Source organism: Vibrio sp. Y58_MX_L22, from assembly GCF_024181865.1.
GTDB lineage: Bacteria > Pseudomonadota > Gammaproteobacteria > Enterobacterales > Vibrionaceae > Vibrio > Vibrio alginolyticus.
Genome location: NZ_JAMZAN010000001.1, coordinates 151,386 through 169,130, shown reverse-complemented (window position 1 = coordinate 169,130; position 17,745 = coordinate 151,386). Strand labels below are relative to the sequence as shown.

General features: G+C 44.8%; 13 protein-coding genes. 5 read left to right on the top strand and 8 right to left on the bottom strand.

The annotated features are described in order from the left end of the window. Nucleotides 1–104: 104 nt before the first annotated feature. From hrpA to NL626_RS00680, 5 genes are all read left to right on the top strand, one after another. Nucleotides 105–4,082, top strand: coding sequence for an ATP-dependent RNA helicase HrpA (hrpA, locus tag NL626_RS00700; RefSeq protein WP_253656893.1), 3,978 nt, complete (start codon nt 105–107; stop codon nt 4,080–4,082). A 182-nt stretch (nt 4,083–4,264) separates the two neighbouring features. After that, nucleotides 4,265–4,744 carry an outer membrane beta-barrel protein gene (locus NL626_RS00695; protein ID WP_021033871.1) on the top strand — a complete coding sequence of 160 codons (480 nt, stop codon included), beginning with the start codon at nt 4,265–4,267 and terminating at the stop codon, nt 4,742–4,744. 199 nt (nt 4,745–4,943) lie between these two features. Further along, complete coding sequence (locus tag NL626_RS00690) at nt 4,944–5,459, top strand: outer membrane beta-barrel protein (RefSeq protein WP_005377661.1); 516 nt, start codon at nt 4,944–4,946, stop codon at nt 5,457–5,459. A 362-nt stretch (nt 5,460–5,821) separates the two neighbouring features. Next, nucleotides 5,822–7,402 (top strand): BCCT family transporter, encoded by a 1,581-nt coding sequence (locus NL626_RS00685; protein WP_253656892.1) that lies wholly within the window; start codon nt 5,822–5,824, stop codon nt 7,400–7,402. A 126-nt stretch (nt 7,403–7,528) separates the two neighbouring features. Beyond that, nucleotides 7,529–7,918, top strand: coding sequence for an ATP-binding protein (locus NL626_RS00680; RefSeq protein WP_005377656.1), 390 nt, complete (start codon nt 7,529–7,531; stop codon nt 7,916–7,918). A gap of 19 nt (nt 7,919–7,937) precedes the next feature. On the opposite strand, the gene NL626_RS00675 is transcribed toward NL626_RS00680, so the two are convergent. From NL626_RS00675 to NL626_RS00640, 8 genes are all read right to left on the bottom strand, one after another. Next, the gene (locus NL626_RS00675) at nt 7,938–8,576 is read right to left on the bottom strand and encodes a sugar transferase (protein WP_005377654.1); all 639 of its coding nucleotides are present in this window, start codon (nt 8,574–8,576) and stop codon (nt 7,938–7,940) included. Nucleotides 8,577–8,586: 10 nt separating this feature from the next. After that, on the bottom strand, nt 8,587–9,777 hold the full coding sequence (locus NL626_RS00670; RefSeq protein WP_151514763.1) for a glycosyltransferase family 2 protein: 1,191 nt from the start codon (nt 9,775–9,777) through the stop codon (nt 8,587–8,589). Beyond that, nucleotides 9,770–10,888, bottom strand: coding sequence for a glycosyltransferase (locus NL626_RS00665; RefSeq protein WP_253656891.1), 1,119 nt, complete (start codon nt 10,886–10,888; stop codon nt 9,770–9,772). Before NL626_RS00665 ends, NL626_RS00670 begins: the two co-directional genes overlap by 8 nt. A 221-nt stretch (nt 10,889–11,109) precedes the next feature. Further along, nucleotides 11,110–12,543, bottom strand: coding sequence for a chain-length determining protein (locus NL626_RS00660; protein ID WP_005377649.1), 1,434 nt, complete (start codon nt 12,541–12,543; stop codon nt 11,110–11,112). Next, nucleotides 12,540–13,664 carry a glycosyltransferase gene (locus NL626_RS00655; RefSeq protein WP_253656890.1) on the bottom strand — a complete coding sequence of 375 codons (1,125 nt, stop codon included), beginning with the start codon at nt 13,662–13,664 and terminating at the stop codon, nt 12,540–12,542. The genes NL626_RS00660 and NL626_RS00655 overlap by 4 nt, the downstream gene beginning before the upstream one ends. A gap of 115 nt (nt 13,665–13,779) precedes the next feature. After that, nucleotides 13,780–15,144 carry an O-antigen ligase gene (locus NL626_RS00650; RefSeq protein WP_175413444.1) on the bottom strand — a complete coding sequence of 455 codons (1,365 nt, stop codon included), beginning with the start codon at nt 15,142–15,144 and terminating at the stop codon, nt 13,780–13,782. Beyond that, entirely contained in the window at nt 15,141–16,571 is a 1,431-nt protein-coding gene (locus NL626_RS00645; RefSeq protein ID WP_253656889.1) for a lipopolysaccharide biosynthesis protein, read from the bottom strand. Before NL626_RS00645 ends, NL626_RS00650 begins: the two co-directional genes overlap by 4 nt. After that, a complete protein-coding gene (locus tag NL626_RS00640) occupies nt 16,564–17,736 on the bottom strand; it encodes a glycosyltransferase (protein ID WP_213960874.1) in 1,173 nt (390 codons plus the stop codon). The genes NL626_RS00645 and NL626_RS00640 overlap by 8 nt, the downstream gene beginning before the upstream one ends. Between the last annotated feature and the right edge of the window lie 9 nt (nt 17,737–17,745).

Below are 17,745 nucleotides of genomic sequence, written 5' to 3'. Positions count from 1 at the left end.
GCTGAACATGTTCGAAAAAATTGAATGAGCTTTCGGTTATCTTGTTACAGATCTTGTGTGATACAATCCGCGCAGTTTTTGTAATGAAAAGAATAGGAAACGCTTTGACTTCGTCACAGCCCCCAAAAAAGAATCTAGCTGAAGAGCAAGCGACACCGTCAAATGGTGCGCAAAAAGCGACAGCGAAACAAGCTCAAACACCTCAGGCTCAAGTGAATAGTGCTGCATCTCTGCGTAAAGCGCTGAATCAGTGCATGATGCGCGACCGTTTCCGCTTGAGTAAACGTATTTCTGGTGCAAGCAAAATTAAGAAGGACGCAGCGCGTAATGCTGTGTTCGACGAAATTGCATTAGACATCGCAAAATCCATGATGGTTGCAGAGCAGCGCAGCAACTACAAACCAACGATTGAATACCCAGAAATCCTGCCTGTAAGCCAAAAACGCGACGATATTGCGAAAGCGATCGAAGAAAACCAAGTGGTTATCGTCGCGGGTGAAACCGGTTCTGGTAAAACCACTCAGCTACCAAAAATCTGTGCTGAGCTTGGTCGCGGTAAATTTGGTCTGATTGGTCATACTCAGCCTCGTCGTCTTGCAGCGCGTTCGGTTGCTAACCGTATTGCCGAAGAGATGGAAACCAAGCTTGGTGAGTTTGTTGGTTACAAGGTTCGATTCAACGATCAGATCTCTGAAAATACCCAAATCAAATTGATGACGGACGGTATCTTGCTGGCTGAAATTCAGCATGACCGTTTCTTGAATCAATACGACACCATCATTATCGATGAAGCGCACGAGCGCAGCCTTAACATCGATTTCATCTTGGGTTACTTGAAAGAGTTGCTGCCACGTCGTCCTGATTTGAAAGTGATCATCACGTCGGCAACCATCGACCCAGAACGCTTCTCAAAACACTTCAACAATGCACCAATCATTGAAGTATCGGGTCGTACTTACCCAGTAGAAACACGTTACCGCCCACTAAGCGGTGATGACGACAATGATCGTGACCAGCTTGAAGGCATCTTCGAAGCGGTAGATGAACTGTGCGATGGTGACATCCTGATTTTCATGAACGGTGAACGTGAAATCCGTGATACCGCAGATGCATTGTCCAAACGTAATCTGAAGAGCACGGAAATTGTGCCGCTTTACGCGCGTTTGTCGGCAGGTGAGCAGAATAAGATTTTCCAACCTCATACTGGTCGCCGAATTGTACTGGCAACCAACGTGGCAGAAACCTCGCTAACTGTTCCGGGCATTAAGTACGTTATCGACCCGGGTACGGCGCGTATCAGTCGATACAGTTACCGTACTAAGGTTCAGCGTCTTCCAATTGAGCCAGTTTCTCAGGCGAGTGCGAACCAGCGAAAAGGTCGTTGTGGTCGTGTGGAAGAGGGTATTTGTATTCGTCTGTACTCAGAGGAAGATTTTGAGTCACGCCCAGAGTTTACTGATCCTGAAATCCTACGTACCAATCTAGCGTCGGTTATCTTGCAAATGACGGCACTTGGTTTGGGTGATATTCAAGCGTTTCCGTTTGTGGAAGCACCGGATAAACGTAACATCCAAGACGGCGTGCGTTTGCTGGAAGAGCTTGGTGCGATTAACTCTGAGGTAAAAGACCCGAAAAAACGCCTGACTTCCATTGGTCGCCAATTAGCGCGTTTGCCAATCGATCCGCGCTTGGCGCGTATGGTATTGGAAGCGCCAAAATATGGTGCGCTTAAAGAAGTGATGATCATCGCAGCTGCCTTGTCGATTCAAGATCCACGCGAACGTCCTTCAGACAAACAACAATCGTCAGACGATAAACATCGTCGCTTCTTCCATGAAGAGTCGGACTTCCTGACATTTGTGAATTTGTGGGAATACATCCAAAAGCAGCAAAAAGCCTTGTCTAGCAATCAGTTCCGCAAACAGTGTAAGCAAGACTATTTGAACTACTTGCGCGTTCGCGAGTGGCAAGATGTGTACTTCCAAATTCATCAGTCGATGCGTGAGATGGAATTCAAGCTTAACGATGAGCCCGCTTCTTACCATGGCGTACACAGTGCCATTTTGGTTGGTTTGCTGTCGCACATCGGCATGAAAGACCAAGAAAAGAATGAATATCAAGGCGCGCGTAATGCTCGTTTCCATATCTTCCCTGCATCAGGTCTATTCAAGAAACAGCCTAAGTGGATCATGTCTGCTGAGTTGGTGGAAACCTCAAAACTTTGGGGTCGTATCATCGCAAAGATTCAGCCAGAATGGATTGAGCCGTTAGCTAAACACCTTATTAAACGCAGTTACAGCGAACCACATTGGTCGAAGAAACGCGCTGCGGTGATGGCGCACGAAAAAGTGATGCTTTACGGCGTACCAATCGTACCGAAACGCTTGGTCAACTACGGCAGTATCGATTCGACCGTAAGTCGCGAAATCTTCATTCGTAGTGCATTGGTTGAGGGTGAATGGGAAACCAAACACGCGTTCTTTAAGCAAAACCGTAAGCTTCTGCAAGAAGTGGAAGAGCTTGAGCATAAATCTCGTCGTCGAGACATCTTAGTGGATGATGATGAGCTGTTTGATTTCTATGACCAACGCGTTGGCACCGAAGTGGTGTCTGGTAAGCATTTCGATACGTGGTGGAAAAAGGCATCTAAAGAAAACCCGGAACTGCTGAACTTTGAAAAAGAGATGCTGTTCAAGGGTGATGCTAGCCATGTGACCGATTTGGATTACCCGAACTTCTGGCATCAAAATGGTTTGAAGCTCAAATTGAGTTACCAATTTGAACCAGGCGATGATAGTGACGGTGTCACAGTGCATTTGCCGTTGCCGATTTTAAACCAAGTTGAACCAGCGGGCTTTGATTGGCAGATCCCAGGTTTACGCCATGAGCTTGTGGTTAGCTTGATTAAATCGTTGCCAAAGACAATTCGTAAGAACTTTGTACCTGCGCCGAACTATGCCGATGCATTCTTAGCACGCGTCACGCCAATGGAAGCGCCGCTGTTAGATTCATTGGAGAAAGAGTTGCGACGCATGACGGGCGTAGAAGTGCTGCGTGAAGACTGGAACTTGGAACAAGTACCTGAGCACTTGAAAGTCACGTTTCGTGCGGTTGATCACCGAAATCGTAAACTGAAGGAAAACAAAGACCTTCATGAACTGAAAGAAAGTTTGAAAGACAAAGTTCAAGAAACGCTTTCCAAAGTTGCGGATGACGATATCGAACAGCAAGGTCTGCATACGTGGAGTTTTGGCGAATTGCCGAAAGTGTATCAACAAAAACGTGGCGGCTACGATGTAAAAGCGTATCCGGCGCTTGTTGATACCAAAGACAGCGTTGAAATCAAACTCTACGAAACGGAGTACGAGCAGATAACGGCAATGCGTGCTGGTCAGCGTCGTTTGATTTTGTTGAATGTGCCGTCTCCAATTAAATATTTGCACGCTAACTTACCGAACAAATCGAAGTTGGGGTTGTATTTTAACCCTTACGGCAAAGTGCTTGATCTGATAGATGACTGCATTGCCTGCGGTGTCGATAAGCTTATTGAAGAGCAGGGTGGTTTAGTTTGGGAGCCAGAGAAGTTCGAAGCGTTGAAAGAACACGTTCGTGCTGAATTGGGTGACACCGTTGTAGAGATCGCTCAACAGGTTGAGACTATTCTGACCACGGCGTTTAGCATCAATAAGAAGCTAAAAGGCAAGATCGACTTCACAATGGCGTTTGCTCTGTCCGATATCAAAGCACAAATTGAAGGCTTGATCTTCAAAGGCTTTGCAACGGAATGTGGCTGGAAGCGCTTGCCGGATATTCTTCGCTACATGCGCGCGATAGAGCGCCGTATGGAGAAGTTGCCTATCGATCCAAACAAAGATCGTTTACATATGCTGAAGATTGAATCTGTGACTCAAGACTATAAAGAGTTGCTGAACAAGATCCCGAAAGGTGTGGCCATTCCTGAAAATGTAAAAGAAGTGCGTTGGATGATTGAAGAACTTCGCGTGAGTTACTTTGCTCAACAATTAGGCACTCCTTATCCTGTTTCTGATAAACGAGTCAAAAACGCGATTGATGCTTGCTAATCAACCAGTAAAATAGTGTCAGATTTGTAATTATCGCTTAAGAAGTTGCTGGTACACTAATTGCTAGTAACTCAATAAGCATTATTTTTTAGTTCTGGGAGGCAATAGTTCGCCTCCCTTTATTTGTAGTACCAACGACTGAGTTATGCAGACGTGGGAATAATAAAGAGTAAAGGTAGATGATGAAAAAAACTCTATTAGCAGTGGCGCTACTTGGCGCATCTTCTGCGGCAATGGCGGATTCTTGGATTTACGGTGGTGCAACAGTAGGTCAGTCTGACTACAAAGGTGAGACGGACACATCATACTCTGTTCACGTTGGTACAGGCATTCTACCTATCATTGGTGTTGAAGCTGGTGTAACACAACACGGTGAGTTCAACGTAAATGGTCAAGACACTAAGCTAACTTCTTACTACGCAGCACTTAAGCCAAGCATCGACTTCGGTCCGCTACACGTGTACGCAAAAGGTGGTTTCCATCAGTGGGACAAAAAAGTGAAAGGCGGCAAAGACGATGACGATTTGGACCTAATGTACGGTGTGGGTGCTGAGTACTTCATTTTTGGCCCAATGTCTGTTGGTGCTAGCTACATGAACTACACTGCTGGTAAAGACGATATCAGCACGTTCTCTGTTAACGCAACACTACATTTCCTATAAGCGTCAAGCTTTCTAACACCATATGAAACACACCGGCTTTATGTCGGTGTTTTTTTGTCTGGAAGTCACAAAACAAAAGTTGAACATAAATTATTCACTTTTAGAGTCTTAAAATGCCTATGCTTTCCAATATATAGTGGCGATTAAATGCGCATATTTGCGTAATGTTTCGCTTAGGAATCGATCAGGAAGGGATAGTATGAAAAAAACACTCTCGTTATTCGCTCTAACGTTGTGCTCAACGTCAGCAATGGCTGACTCTTGGATTTACGCTGGTGGCCAAATTGGTCAGTCCGATATCGACAGCGAAAATGATACAACTTATGGTATTCATGTCGGTACTGGTATTTTGCCATTCATTGGCATTGAGGCAGGCTACTTTAACCACGGCAAAGTGGATTTATCTTTGAGTGGCAGCAGGGGTAGTGCTGATTTTGATTCATTCTATTTAGCGGCGAAACCTAGTATCGACTTCGGCCCGTTACACGTTTACGCAAAAGGCGGCATCAATGCATTCAACGTTGATTATGACGGCGGACTGAGAAACTTAGACAAAGATGATGGCGTCTCTTACATGTATGGTGTTGGTGCCGAATACTTCTTGCTTGACAATGTGTCTGTGGGCGCGAGTTATCAAGCGTTTGGCGTGGATATTGAAGGCGATAGCGATACCGTTAGCAGCGTAACAGGGAACATCACCTTCCATTTCTTATAACGCTCGCTGGATGAAAGGTTTGCTGATTTGGTTTCGTCGTTAATTGTGAAACCAAATCAGCGCAGGTCTTCTCTATTTGCGCAGTGACTGGCTATGAACTTAAGTCTTTCTTGTGTCTTTTCTAGTCTACAACCTACGACAAAATCAATCGTTAGACCTCATAATTTTTGTGTTGATATTATTTCCCCTTCATCTGTCTCGAATTGAGCTTAAAATGCAATAAATCACGACTTTTTGCAAAAATATGTGATTGCTGCTAAAATTCGTCCCGCTTTAAAACTTTAGAGTTCAAATTAATGGAGGGCGGTATTGGAGTTCTTCTCACCTGAGGGGCGTTTCAAATTCACGTTAAATTTGTATTTATGGATAATGCATTTAAAAAATATAGTATTGATACAACCGATTATCAGGTTGGACAGGATAACGTTCAAAAGTGGGGATTCGATATACATAACCCGGTTTTTGGCATTAGTGCGGGGCTCGTTGTTTTCTGTCTGATTTCACTTCTTCTTGTTGAGCCAACCACTGCTCGTGACGTATTAAACGGTCTAAAAAACGGAATTATCGAACAGTTTGATGCGTTCTTTATGTGGTCGACAAACTTCTTCTTATTGTTCGCCGTTGCTCTTCTTTTTTCTCCGCTAGGTAAAATCCGCTTAGGAGGCAAAGAAGCAACGCCGGATCACTCAACCATTTCTTGGTTGTCGATGCTTTTCGCCGCGGGTATGGGTATTGGTCTTCTGTTCTGGAGTGTGGCTGAGCCGACCGCGTATTTCACTGATTGGTGGGGAATGCCACTTAACGCAGTACCATACACCGAAGAAGCAAAATCCCTCGCGATGGGTGCCACTATGTTCCACTGGGGTGTACATGGTTGGAGTATTTACGCACTCGTTGCACTAGCATTAGCGTTTTTTGCCTTTAACAAAGGTTTACCACTTTCATTGCGCGCGGCGTTCTATCCAATTTTTGGTGACCGTGCATGGGGTTGGTTAGGTCACGTTATTGATATCCTTGCCGTTTTGTCGACGCTATTTGGTCTTGCAACGTCGCTAGGTCTAGGTGCTCAGCAGGCGACCAGTGGTATTAACCATGTCTTTGGTCTAGAAGGCGGCATTGGTACACAAATGATTGTGATCACCTTCGTTACCTTTATCGCGGTGTTATCAGTGATTCGTGGTATTGATGGTGGTGTTAAGCTACTGAGTAACGTCAATATGGTGGTTGCGTTTGCGCTGCTTATTTTCATTACCTTCATCACGTTTGATACGGCGTGGAGCTCGCTACGCGACACAACAATGGCTTACATTGAAAATATTATTCCATTGAGTAACCCTCACGGTCGTGAAGATGAAACTTGGATGCACGGCTGGACGGTATTCTACTGGGCTTGGTGGGTATCTTGGTCACCGTTTGTTGGTATGTTTATCGCGCGTGTGTCTAAAGGTCGTACGGTTCGAGAATTCTTATTCGCAGTCATCGTTATTCCTACAGTTGTTACTTTGATTTGGATGTCTGTGTTTGGTGGTATCGCGCTTGACCAAGTGGTGAATAAAGTTGGTGAGCTAGGTGCAAATGGCCTAACTGATATTTCATTGACTCTGTTCCATGTTTACGATGCGCTTCCGTATAGCTCAGTGATTTCAATGCTTTCTATCGTGCTGATTCTGGTATTCTTTATTACATCGTCAGACTCTGGCTCGCTGGTTATCGATAGTATTACCGCCGGTGGTAAGATTGATGCACCAGTACCGCAACGCATTTTCTGGGCGTGTATTGAAGGCGCAATTGCAGCCGTAATGCTTTGGGTTGGTGGTAAAGAAGCCTTGCAAGCATTGCAATCAGGCGTTGTTGCAACAGGGTTACCGTTTACTTTTGTTCTGCTGTTGATGTGCGTAAGTTTGGTGAAAGGGTTAAGAACAGAACTGCCAGCTTACAAATAAATACAACACGATCCATGATTGAGTTTAAATGCCGAGCCTAATGTGCTCGGCATTTTTTATTTCTACTTTTCTTTTCCAATAATTTCGTTACAGTTTAGGCTTATTCCCACCTCATTAAACTGCATTATGTCACTGGCTAAACTCATTCTTATTCGTGGACTTCCGGGTTCAGGTAAAACAACCTTAGCAAAACAACTGGCAATAGAGCTTGGTGCTAAGCATTTTGAAGCTGACATGTATTTTGAAAATGATGAAGGTGATTATCACTTTGAACCGGTTCAATTACCTCAAGCGCATGAGTGGTGTTTTCAGCAAACTAGAAAGTGGTTGAACAAAGGGAGAGTCGTGATTGTGAGCAATACGTTTGTTCGACATTGGGAGATGAAGCGTTACATGGACTACTGCATGAAGAAGCGCATCGAGGTGGAAATTAAAGTGTGCCACGGAGCGTATCAAAGCATTCATGACGTGCCACCAGCGACGATAGAAAAGATGCGACGCCAGTGGCAAGAGTGACCGTTACCAGAACCGGAAGTTATTGACCTCGTCCGTCAATCATCACAACGAATGTTTTGCTCATGATTGAAAGGTCCATTGAAATCCAAGAGTAAAACGAACCTAAGCTTAGTGCGTAACTGTGGTCAAACCCAACTTTGCGTCTTACATCTTCAATGCATGCATCATAGCCTTGGTTAACCTGAGCTAAGCCTGTGATACCCGGTAACACGCCATATGTGCGCTCTACAAAATAGGGGATTTCATCTTCTAATTTCTGGTAGAAAGCTGGGCGTTCTGGGCGCGGCCCAATCATCGACATTTCACCTCTCAACACATTAAACAGTTGAGGTAGTTCATCTAAACGCGTTTTGCGTAAAAAGCGTCCTACTGGCGTGATGCGGGGATCATTTTCAGTTGCCCATACTGCGCCAGAGCGTTGCTCTGCATCAATATACATGGTGCGAAACTTCATGATTTGAAAAAGATCCATTTTTTCTGGTGTGCAGCGTCCTACTCGCAATTGGCGATAAATCACAGGGCCTTTCGATGTGGTTTTGATCGCTAGCGCGATAAATGGGAATAGTGGTGCAGTGACGACCAAAATAAGCATTGCAACCAGTACATCAAACGTTCTTTTTGCGTGGCATACATTTGAATCGTAGCGTGAGTTTTTCATGATGCTTTCCTTATTGGTTGACGCGTTTCCAACGTCCATTTTCCATTCCGAGCAAATACTTCATACCGCCGATAAAGTTGGCGAGATGACCAATGACGATGTAGCTAATCAGCTTAAAAGGTTTAATAGTGTTAAGTGCTGGCATTAAGTAAGTAATAAGCGCGATGCTGTAAATACCAACTTGTGCGAACAGCATTACTTGAAACAGCGGATTGTGTGCCAGTAGTAGTGAGCAAATAAAGCAAACAATCATCAAATAGGGTGTTGCTAAGCGCAGAACCTTTCCCGATAGAAATGCAAAGGCAGTGCCACGATAACGAGGTAGCAGTAATTTCTTTAATTGCATGAGCTGCTGCATGTTACCCGCTGAAATTCTTAGGCGCCGCTTGAAATCTGCGTCGTCTGAGCTTTGTTCGAGCTCAAGAGCCAGCATGTTTGGCTCGTAAATAGCGCTATAGCCTCGCAAAACGATTCTCATAGGGAGAATAAAGTCGTCATTAATGGTGCTAACTTCCAGTGGTTCAAATAAGTGAGTTCTGAAAGTGTAAAACGCACCGTGGGAACCAATCGTTGAACCTAACAAGGATTCTTGGTGCTTTACTCGAGACTGGTATTGCCAATACGCCGCTTCACCTTGGTTATTAGTGCTCATTATTTGATATGTTGCGTTAACCACTCCAACGTTCTCATTTTGATAATGCTGACTAGCTAGCAACAGAGAATCGCAAGAAATCAATGCAGACGTGTCACTCAGTGCGGTAATGTCCGAGCTAACATGACGCATTTCTTCGTTGAGTAGGGCAACTTTACCGCGATTGATTTGGTGATCATTAATAATGAACAGAGTATCAGAGCAGATTGCTTCTTGAATTGTCGCTTGAGCAATCTCGGCTGTGTTATCTGTGCAGCCATCACATGCGATCACTACTCTTAACTTATCCCTTGGGTAATCTAGGCTCGCAAGGTTACGGATCTTCTCTGCTATCCATTGTTCTTCATTGTAGGCGGGCACGATGACAGTAATAGAGGGTAGCTGGTTATCTGCTTTGGAGGCTTTGTAAGCTCGCTCTACAAATGGTGCTTTGGTTTCGTCTTGCTGTTTTAAAGGAAGCCATTTAAGGAGCAGTGGGTACCCAACGTGATGATAGACAATCAAAAATGCGGATAAACCAAACCCTATAATCCAAAGTAAATCATTCATAGCTAGCCTCCTTGGCCAAACGTGAGTAGCGACTCACCATGTCTCTGATATCAAAGTGTTTGAGAATAAAAGTTCGAGGAGAGCGGTGTGATGATTCCAGTTGTTGTGATAACGCTTCGGCCAACGAAAACACGCGATTTGCTTCAACCAGTGTGCTGTTGTTCGGACAGAGCGTCTCTTTCACGCCGCCAACATCCGTCGCGACGCAAGGAATGTCACATGCTTGAGCCTCGAGGGTTGAGAGAGGAAAGCCCTCTTGAAGTGATGGTAAGCAAAACAAGTCGAGGCTTTGGTAAAAGCTGGGCATATCGTCGACCAAGCCTAAAAAGGTAACGCGATCCTCAAGTTTTAACGTTCTAACTTGTGCTTCCAATTGAGCTCGCTGAGAACCATCTCCAGCAATGGCTAGGTGTGTGTTTGGCGTAAGATGAGAGAAGGCTTCGATAAGCACTTTATGGCCTTTAACTGCTTCTAGACGCCCGGCAACGCCAATCACGATTTTGTCGGTTGGAAGTTCAAACAAGTGTCTTGTTGCCGTTTGGTCACCGCTTTTAAACTTCTGACAGTCAATCCCGTTATGGATAGTACAAACTTTGCGATACTTTAACTTAGTCTGTATTTGATGGGCGACAAAGTTAGCATCGGCAACTACTTGCGGGCGAATCATCGTTAGCAAAAGGGACTGTAGTCGAGCTGATTTTTTGTTATTAAGGTGCCATGCGTCGTGCTCGGTATGAATCACTACAGGTACGTGCGCTAAACGTGCAGCAATACCACCATACAGAAGTGGGCCGATATGATGGGTGTGGACCACGTCAGGCTTAAGTCCTTTGAGCATGGAAGTCAGCGTACTGATGGTTTTTCCGCTGAATCCAGGTTTCTTATTAAGAAAGTGCAGTTGGCCTTGGTAGGGCAATAGTTTTTGCCAGCCTTGTAGTGCATGTTCTTTGCTTCCTTCTAAGCTCACGACAAAAACGGAATGGTTTGGCTGCGCAAAACGAATCATTTCTAGTACGAGCGTTTCTAGACCACCAGGAGCTAAGTGTTGCACGACGTGTAATATCACTTTTTTGCTGTGCTTAGTGTTATTGTGTTTTTGTCTGAATTCCATTTTCAAACCCTCGTTGAGTTCTTTGTTTATTTAGGAGTTGCAGACTGCGTGCCAAAAAATTAATCATTTAAAAACAATAGGTTAATATTGATGTTTGTGAGACTTTATGTTTATTCTCAATTTGAGATTCATATTAGTGGACATGCTATGAGGCTGTATAAGGCAGTAGTAAAAGAAAAGCACTCGCCGACCGAGTGCTTGTAAATGAGTTCTTATGGCGGTTAGTTTCCGTACACTACGTTAGGTAAAGTGGTGATGACAGGAACACCAAGGTGTTTTTCTAATGCTCTTTTAGAGCGGATAGAGTTATCGGCTAACTCTAGTATCGTCGCTAATCCAATGCCTAAACCAGCGCCACCAATAAATCCTAAAATGACAAATACAAAACTAGGTAAGTTAGTTGGAATCGTTGGCGTGAACGGTTCATCAATGATTTTTACGCGCTTATTCTCTTCAAACTCTCCCAAAGAACCCGTTAGTTGGGCCATCTCATAGCGTTCGACGAGTTCATCATACATTTCTCTCTTCACTGCGACGTCACGAGCTAAGCGGTTGATTTCTGTTGCTGTGCTCCCAAATTGGTGCGCATTTCGCTCTAATTCTTGGATCATGTCTCGCAAGCTGTTGGTTTCTTCCGTAAGTGCTTCAAAACGTCCGCGCATCATTTGTAATTGATGTAGTTGGGAGACAAGTAGAGGCTGTGCTTCGCCAAGACTGTTTACTGTGGTATTGCTCGCGATATCCCATAGTTGAGCACTGTTTAGTTCTGGTTGTTTAGAGTTCAAGAGTACCGAGCGTTCCTGCTCCAACCGGTTTAATTCTCGCAACTTACCTTGCACTAAACTATGCGCCTCTGTGTATTTAGCTCGAAGCAGGGTAAGTTCACTACGAATGTCGATGATTTGCTCTTCCAGTTTACCGATAACCGGGTTCGTTTTGGATAGTTGTTGATCCAAACTGCCTAGACTTCGTGAAACACCAGCAAGCTCCGCCTCCTTTTCGGCTAGCGTTTGTTTGAGGCTAGCAAGGCGAGTAAGGCTTTGAGCTTGCATTTCGGGCGTCGCGTCTGAGTAAGTATTTTTATATTCTGCAAAGGCTTGCTCTGCCTTGTCTAGTTCTTCCCTGCGTTTGTTGATGTGGATAGTCAAAAAATGGCTCGAATCTTTAATCGAAGAACGCTCAGGAGCCAAAAGCTGTTCGACAAAATGCTCTCTGACAGACAGCAGCATCGACTCCATTCCTTCTGATTTACCACTTTGCAATTGAATTTGAATGAAGTCTTTACCGAGTGGCTGAACAGACAGGCGCGACGCGAGATCTTTTATGATGAACTCTTGCTCTTTTGCACTCATCTCGTCATTGATCAACGATTGTTCTTTTGCGACTGAATACAAAACGTGTCGGCTTTTTAGCAGAGTACTGAGTGCGCTCAATCGGTCTTTCAGCATTGTTGAGACGGCAAGGTCTTGAAGGAACGGGTTCATTTTCGCTGTCTCTTGAATAAGCATGCTGGTATGAGCAACATAAGTCGTCGGAACCAGTTTACTTACGATGAAACCCAGCACCGGCAAGACAAGCATAGGAATAACGATCATGTAGCGACGTCTCCAAGCTCCATGTAACAGTACGCTGAGGTTTTCTCTTAAATCGTTCATAGCGCCCTCACTAATTTATCAACTTGGTTGGCTCTTGCTTCCCAGCTTTGCTGTTGAACAAATGACTTTGAATCTGTCGGTGGCGGTAGGAGGTGATCGAGACTGGCACGCACGTCTTCGACATCTTGAACCACATGAAGCATATGTTTGTAGGGCATTAATGCAGGAAACGGTGTGCTGATAACAGGGGTTCCTGTTGCCAAGTACTCAAGAAGTTTAAGCGGATTACATGCCTTGATTTGAGCGTTATCAACAAAGGGCAACCAACTGGCATCCCAGTGTTGGGAGTAACGTGGCAGAGTGTGATGCGCTCTCGGGCCCAGGTAGTATACGTTGCATCTTTGTGGAAGTGGATTATCACTGAACTCGTTAGGGCCGATGAACACGAGATCCCAGTCAGGCGCTTGGTCTGCGACTTGGGCAATTAAGTCGTAATCTAACCATTCAGACAAACTACCATAAAAGCCCAGCACTTTGCGGCCGTTGTCAGGCAAGTCTTTGGCCTTCGGTGCTGGCTCAGAAAACAGACTAAAGTCGACACCGTGAGGCAAAGTGACGGTTTTACCAGATGGAAATTTGGTGGAGAGTGTTTCGCTTGCCGTAAAGATAACGCTGGCCGCATTAACAAGAGTACGTTCGTGCTTGGCCACCGTGTCGTGGTCAACACCAGCTAAAGCGCTAAAGTCATCGCCACAATAGTAAATCAGTCCACGTGGGTTCATTTCTGCACAAAGATCGGCAGCAGTCGGGAGCGACGTCCAAAATACAGGCTTATCAAAACCAAGAGCTTGTAATTGTTTGTTGAGTTGGTGTTTCATCATCTTAGCGGCCACTTTTCTTGCTAATGCAGAACTAGGGGCAGGAATGGTGAGCAAGTTGATGATGTGAATGTTTGGGTTTGTTTCAGAGTCCAATGTTGGCTTGTGTGAGCCTACGTTATGAAATACACGAGTGAGTTTGTTTAACGCACGCTGTATGTCTTTAGAATCCAGCTTAGGTTGACGAAGGCCAATGGAGTTAACCCAAAGGATGCGATGGTTCGCTGCTAGTCGCTTGACAATATGCTGAGTGGAAGAGGGTAACCCACCAAAATCTTCTCCAAATACTACGATGTCTGTCATGTGGCTCTCCTTGAGTCTTGGTTATTTGATTACTAATTAAGTGAGTAATCACAATGCGTGCCAAGGAATTAGCCATTTTAAAACAGTGAGTTATGGGTTTTGTTTATGTTTGAAACTAGGATTTCTCATTTTGACAGTCACTTTGAACAATTCGGCTAACGACAACTGTTAACGCCGCTAGAATGTAAATTGGCCAAGTGAAACCTTGAGTCAGAAACGTGCCTGATACGATGGTACCGATAAGCCCACTTAACACGGCGTTTGCTCCTACAGAGAGGGTGTAATCTGATTTTGGTGTCAGCAATGATATGGAATGCAAAGAGGTGCGGATCAATGACACAATTAAAGTAATGAACACCGCGAGCCCGACAAAACCCGTTTCTGCTAACACGCCAAACCAAGTACTATGGACGGCGTGGTTGATACCATCCCAGTGTGGGCTGTAGAAATAGTAATTAAAATAGAAGTTATCTAGACCTACGCCAGTCAACGGATGATGCAGCGCCATTTTAAATGCCGCTTCCCACGCATAAAGTCGCCCCATCGCAGAGGCATCTATACCATCCTCAGCGGCTCCCCCCGATTCTCGTCCTGAAATACCAGCGAATGCGTAGAGTACGATCGCTGCGATGGCGCCTAGTACCAAGACTAATGTTTTGCTTTTGATGTGTTTAAAAGCAAAGTAGGCAAATACAGACAGTGAACCTAGTAACCCACCGCGGCTCTGCGTCTCAATGATCGCAAAGAACAAAACCAAACAGGTGATAAGGGCAAAGAGCCTGAGATGCTTGGGGGAATGCTTCTCCATCAATTGACTAACGGTAAAGGCAAGGGGAAACATCAGCACTAGTGCCAAATCGTTAGGATCGCCAAGTACTGAACCTATGGATCGTCCTATTGACACGCGCGTTCCTTCGACTAAATCAATGCCATTCGCAGCGTTTTGTAATGCCACTAAGCCAATCAATAGTCCGGCGAAAATAATTGCTTTTGACATCTGAGCGAGCTGTGAAGGTTTAGTAATAAGCCAGGTGATTGCCAACGTCATAATGATGATTTTCCAATAGGTATTTTTGAACACCGTTATTGCGATATCACGACTGGAAGCGAATATTATTCCGATGATCACCAGACCCCAAAATATACACAGCCACTTTAATGAAGGGTGCCAAAAAGCTGTAATCTGGCGGCTTATAAGAAGGTGAAAGGCGAGTGCGGCGAGTGCCCCCAGTGATAACAGTAATGGGATCTTGAAGTTATAGATAACAGGAAAGGCTTCGTGAATACGAAAGAATGAAAAAATAACGAACAGTGTGACAAGCCAAAACGTTTGATTGAGAACAAACAGTAACGCGAGTGGTGCGAAACACAACGCAACAATCAAAATGGGATGAGGCATAACAATCCAAAGCAGGCCGATACCGACAGTGATCGTCAGTGCTGCGATGGACTGTTTTGTTCTCACCTTGGTTTCATTCATAACGAGTATCTCTTCACCTGTCCACGCCGTTTCACTATGTATCGAGTGAGAGCATTGAGCGTCTCTTTACTCATGTAGCGAGTGGCTATCCCTGCCAGCAAACTGCATGTCAAAATGCAAATTGCGATGGCGATTCCTATTGATTGTGAAGAGTGAAGCAGGAACAGTGCCACACCGGATATAATCTGTAATAAAACCATCAGACTGAGGTGAAAAGGCAACGTCATACATTGTTGGCCTACTACATAAGTCAGGCCCAACTTACACAGTTGTGCGTAATAAAGCGCAATGAACACCCCATAAACACCCAGAGAAGATAAGCCAAACAGCAAAGCAATCGCAACGCACGCAGAGACGACATTTATACCCAGTAGCCAGCGAGTACGACGCTTGTACAAAATGGAGATGTTAATCAACTCACTCCATTCTTTTAACATGGCGATAGGTAGCAAGAATAAGCTGAATAGTACCGCCTCATGATAGGTTTCTGGCAGTAAGTAGGTGATCATCACCATTGCTAATGTGCCGACCACTACACTCAAACCTGTAATGTAAATCATACCTAAGTGTGTGATGCGCACTGCTTCAGTGCTCTTGCGCCCTTCTAAGTAGTTAAATCGACGTGGCATCCACCACATGCCAAACGGCTGCACTAAAATACACATGCCCACTGCAAATTTTACCGCTATCGCGTAAATCCCTAACGTCGCAAGAGAAGTGTTGGCACCAATGAACCAGCGTTCAGCGCCATTGAGACAAAATGCTACTAAACCGGCCATCATCATTGGTAGGCAGTAGTTTAGGTATTGTTTTGCCAATGTCAGCTTAGGAAGGGTGACATTGTAACGGTTAACGATGTGCAGCCAAACAAATTGAGTAATAGCAGCCAACAAGCCCCCCCACAAAACAGAAATAACATGGGGATGAACAGACAGCGCCGCGACGATAAAAATGACCTGAAAAATGGTGGTAGTGACCATGACGTTAAGCAGTGTTCTTGCTTTGTCGTCTTGTGTTCTTAACCAGGCAGTGCCGATTGCAATACTGCCTTCTAGAACGATGGCAAACATAACAATAGCAAATTCGACTCGCGTAAAAGGCGCGGGAATGGGGGCGATTAAAATGATAGTGAGCAAGCTAAGAGCGACGACGCCAGCGATGAGTAAAGCAAGTGAGTACAGCTGGTTTAGTAGGCTTGTGCGCGTATTTTGATCCTTTTCAACGCCGACGAATCGATAAAGCGCTTCATGCAAAGCGAAACTGACGAACAAGGTCGTAACAACACCAAAGGTTGTTAGAAGCTCAAGCTTGCCCATTTGCTCTGGTGAGAGAAAGTGGGGCAATACAGGTAGCATGATTAGGCTGATGCTTTTATTGATCACTAAGGCGATAGCAAATAGCGTCATGTTGGTCATTGCTTTAGACATGGTCATATCCTTTGATGTCTCGCGGTGTCTTGAGTGCGCAATCATTGTTGGTAGCAATTTCGCTAGCAAGGTGCTGGGCGATTGGCAAATAACAACGTTCGGCTGTGTATAGTTGAGAAACATTGAGTGCTTCGATACCCATCGTTACTTTCATCCACGGCGATTCATTCAAAAGGCGAATTGCGTTGTGTAACGAAGCCACATTGTTAGGCGTGTATTTAATACAATTTCGGCCGTGAGTTAACACGCGGTCCCAATAACTATCATCATGTGGAATGACGACACACATACCTGCAGCGAGAGCCTCCAAAATAGATAACCCAAAAGGTTCGTTGAGACTGGTGGAAACAAACACACCACACTGTGAACGCAATTCATCTAAGTTGTTTGGGCATTCATGCCATTCAACACCTTGTGTGTTGAAGTCCGGTGTTGAATATTCCACACCTGCCACGTTAGGTTTGATGTAACACACGGTGGATTTGATCTTTTTCGACTCATCAAGTGTTAAAGCATCAAGCAAAAGATCGATGTTCTTCCATTTTAGTAAGCTAGCTGCCCAGAAAACGCGGCTTGAAATCGGATTCGCTTGTTTTGGCCAGCGATCTTTCGATAATCCATTAACAAACGTAGATGTATTCAAACCACACCAATAGCGTTCGGTGGCTGGCTTCTCTGTTTTGAGGTAGGCCTGTAATGCTTCTACCATTGATTCGCGGGTGTTTGCCAAGTAGTAAATTGCCGATGCTTTTACTAAGCAGTAGCCAGCAGATCTCGATCGTCCAATAGGGCCATGAACCATCTGTACCACAGGCTTTTTGCTAATTAATCGTAGTAAGTACAAAGGCATATCATTACTTGGGCAAGATAGGCCCAAAAAGCTATCTATCTTTGGAAGCTTCATGCACGCGTAGAGAAGTTGGAGAAAGTAGTAAGCGTTCATCAACCAGTAGGTCAGGCCATGAGTCGAGTTAAATGGTGACGGTTTTATTTTTATAACTTGCACACGCGGTGTATCACTAAGCAGTGACGCCCAATGCTCTGGATTTGTAGTGAGTAGGTAACCAATCACGCTCAGCTTATCGCACTGCTTAAGGAGCTCTGCATTCGCGATTTTGGATCCACCTTGCATTGGGATGGCGTCGAACATCAATACACGTTTCATGACCGGGCT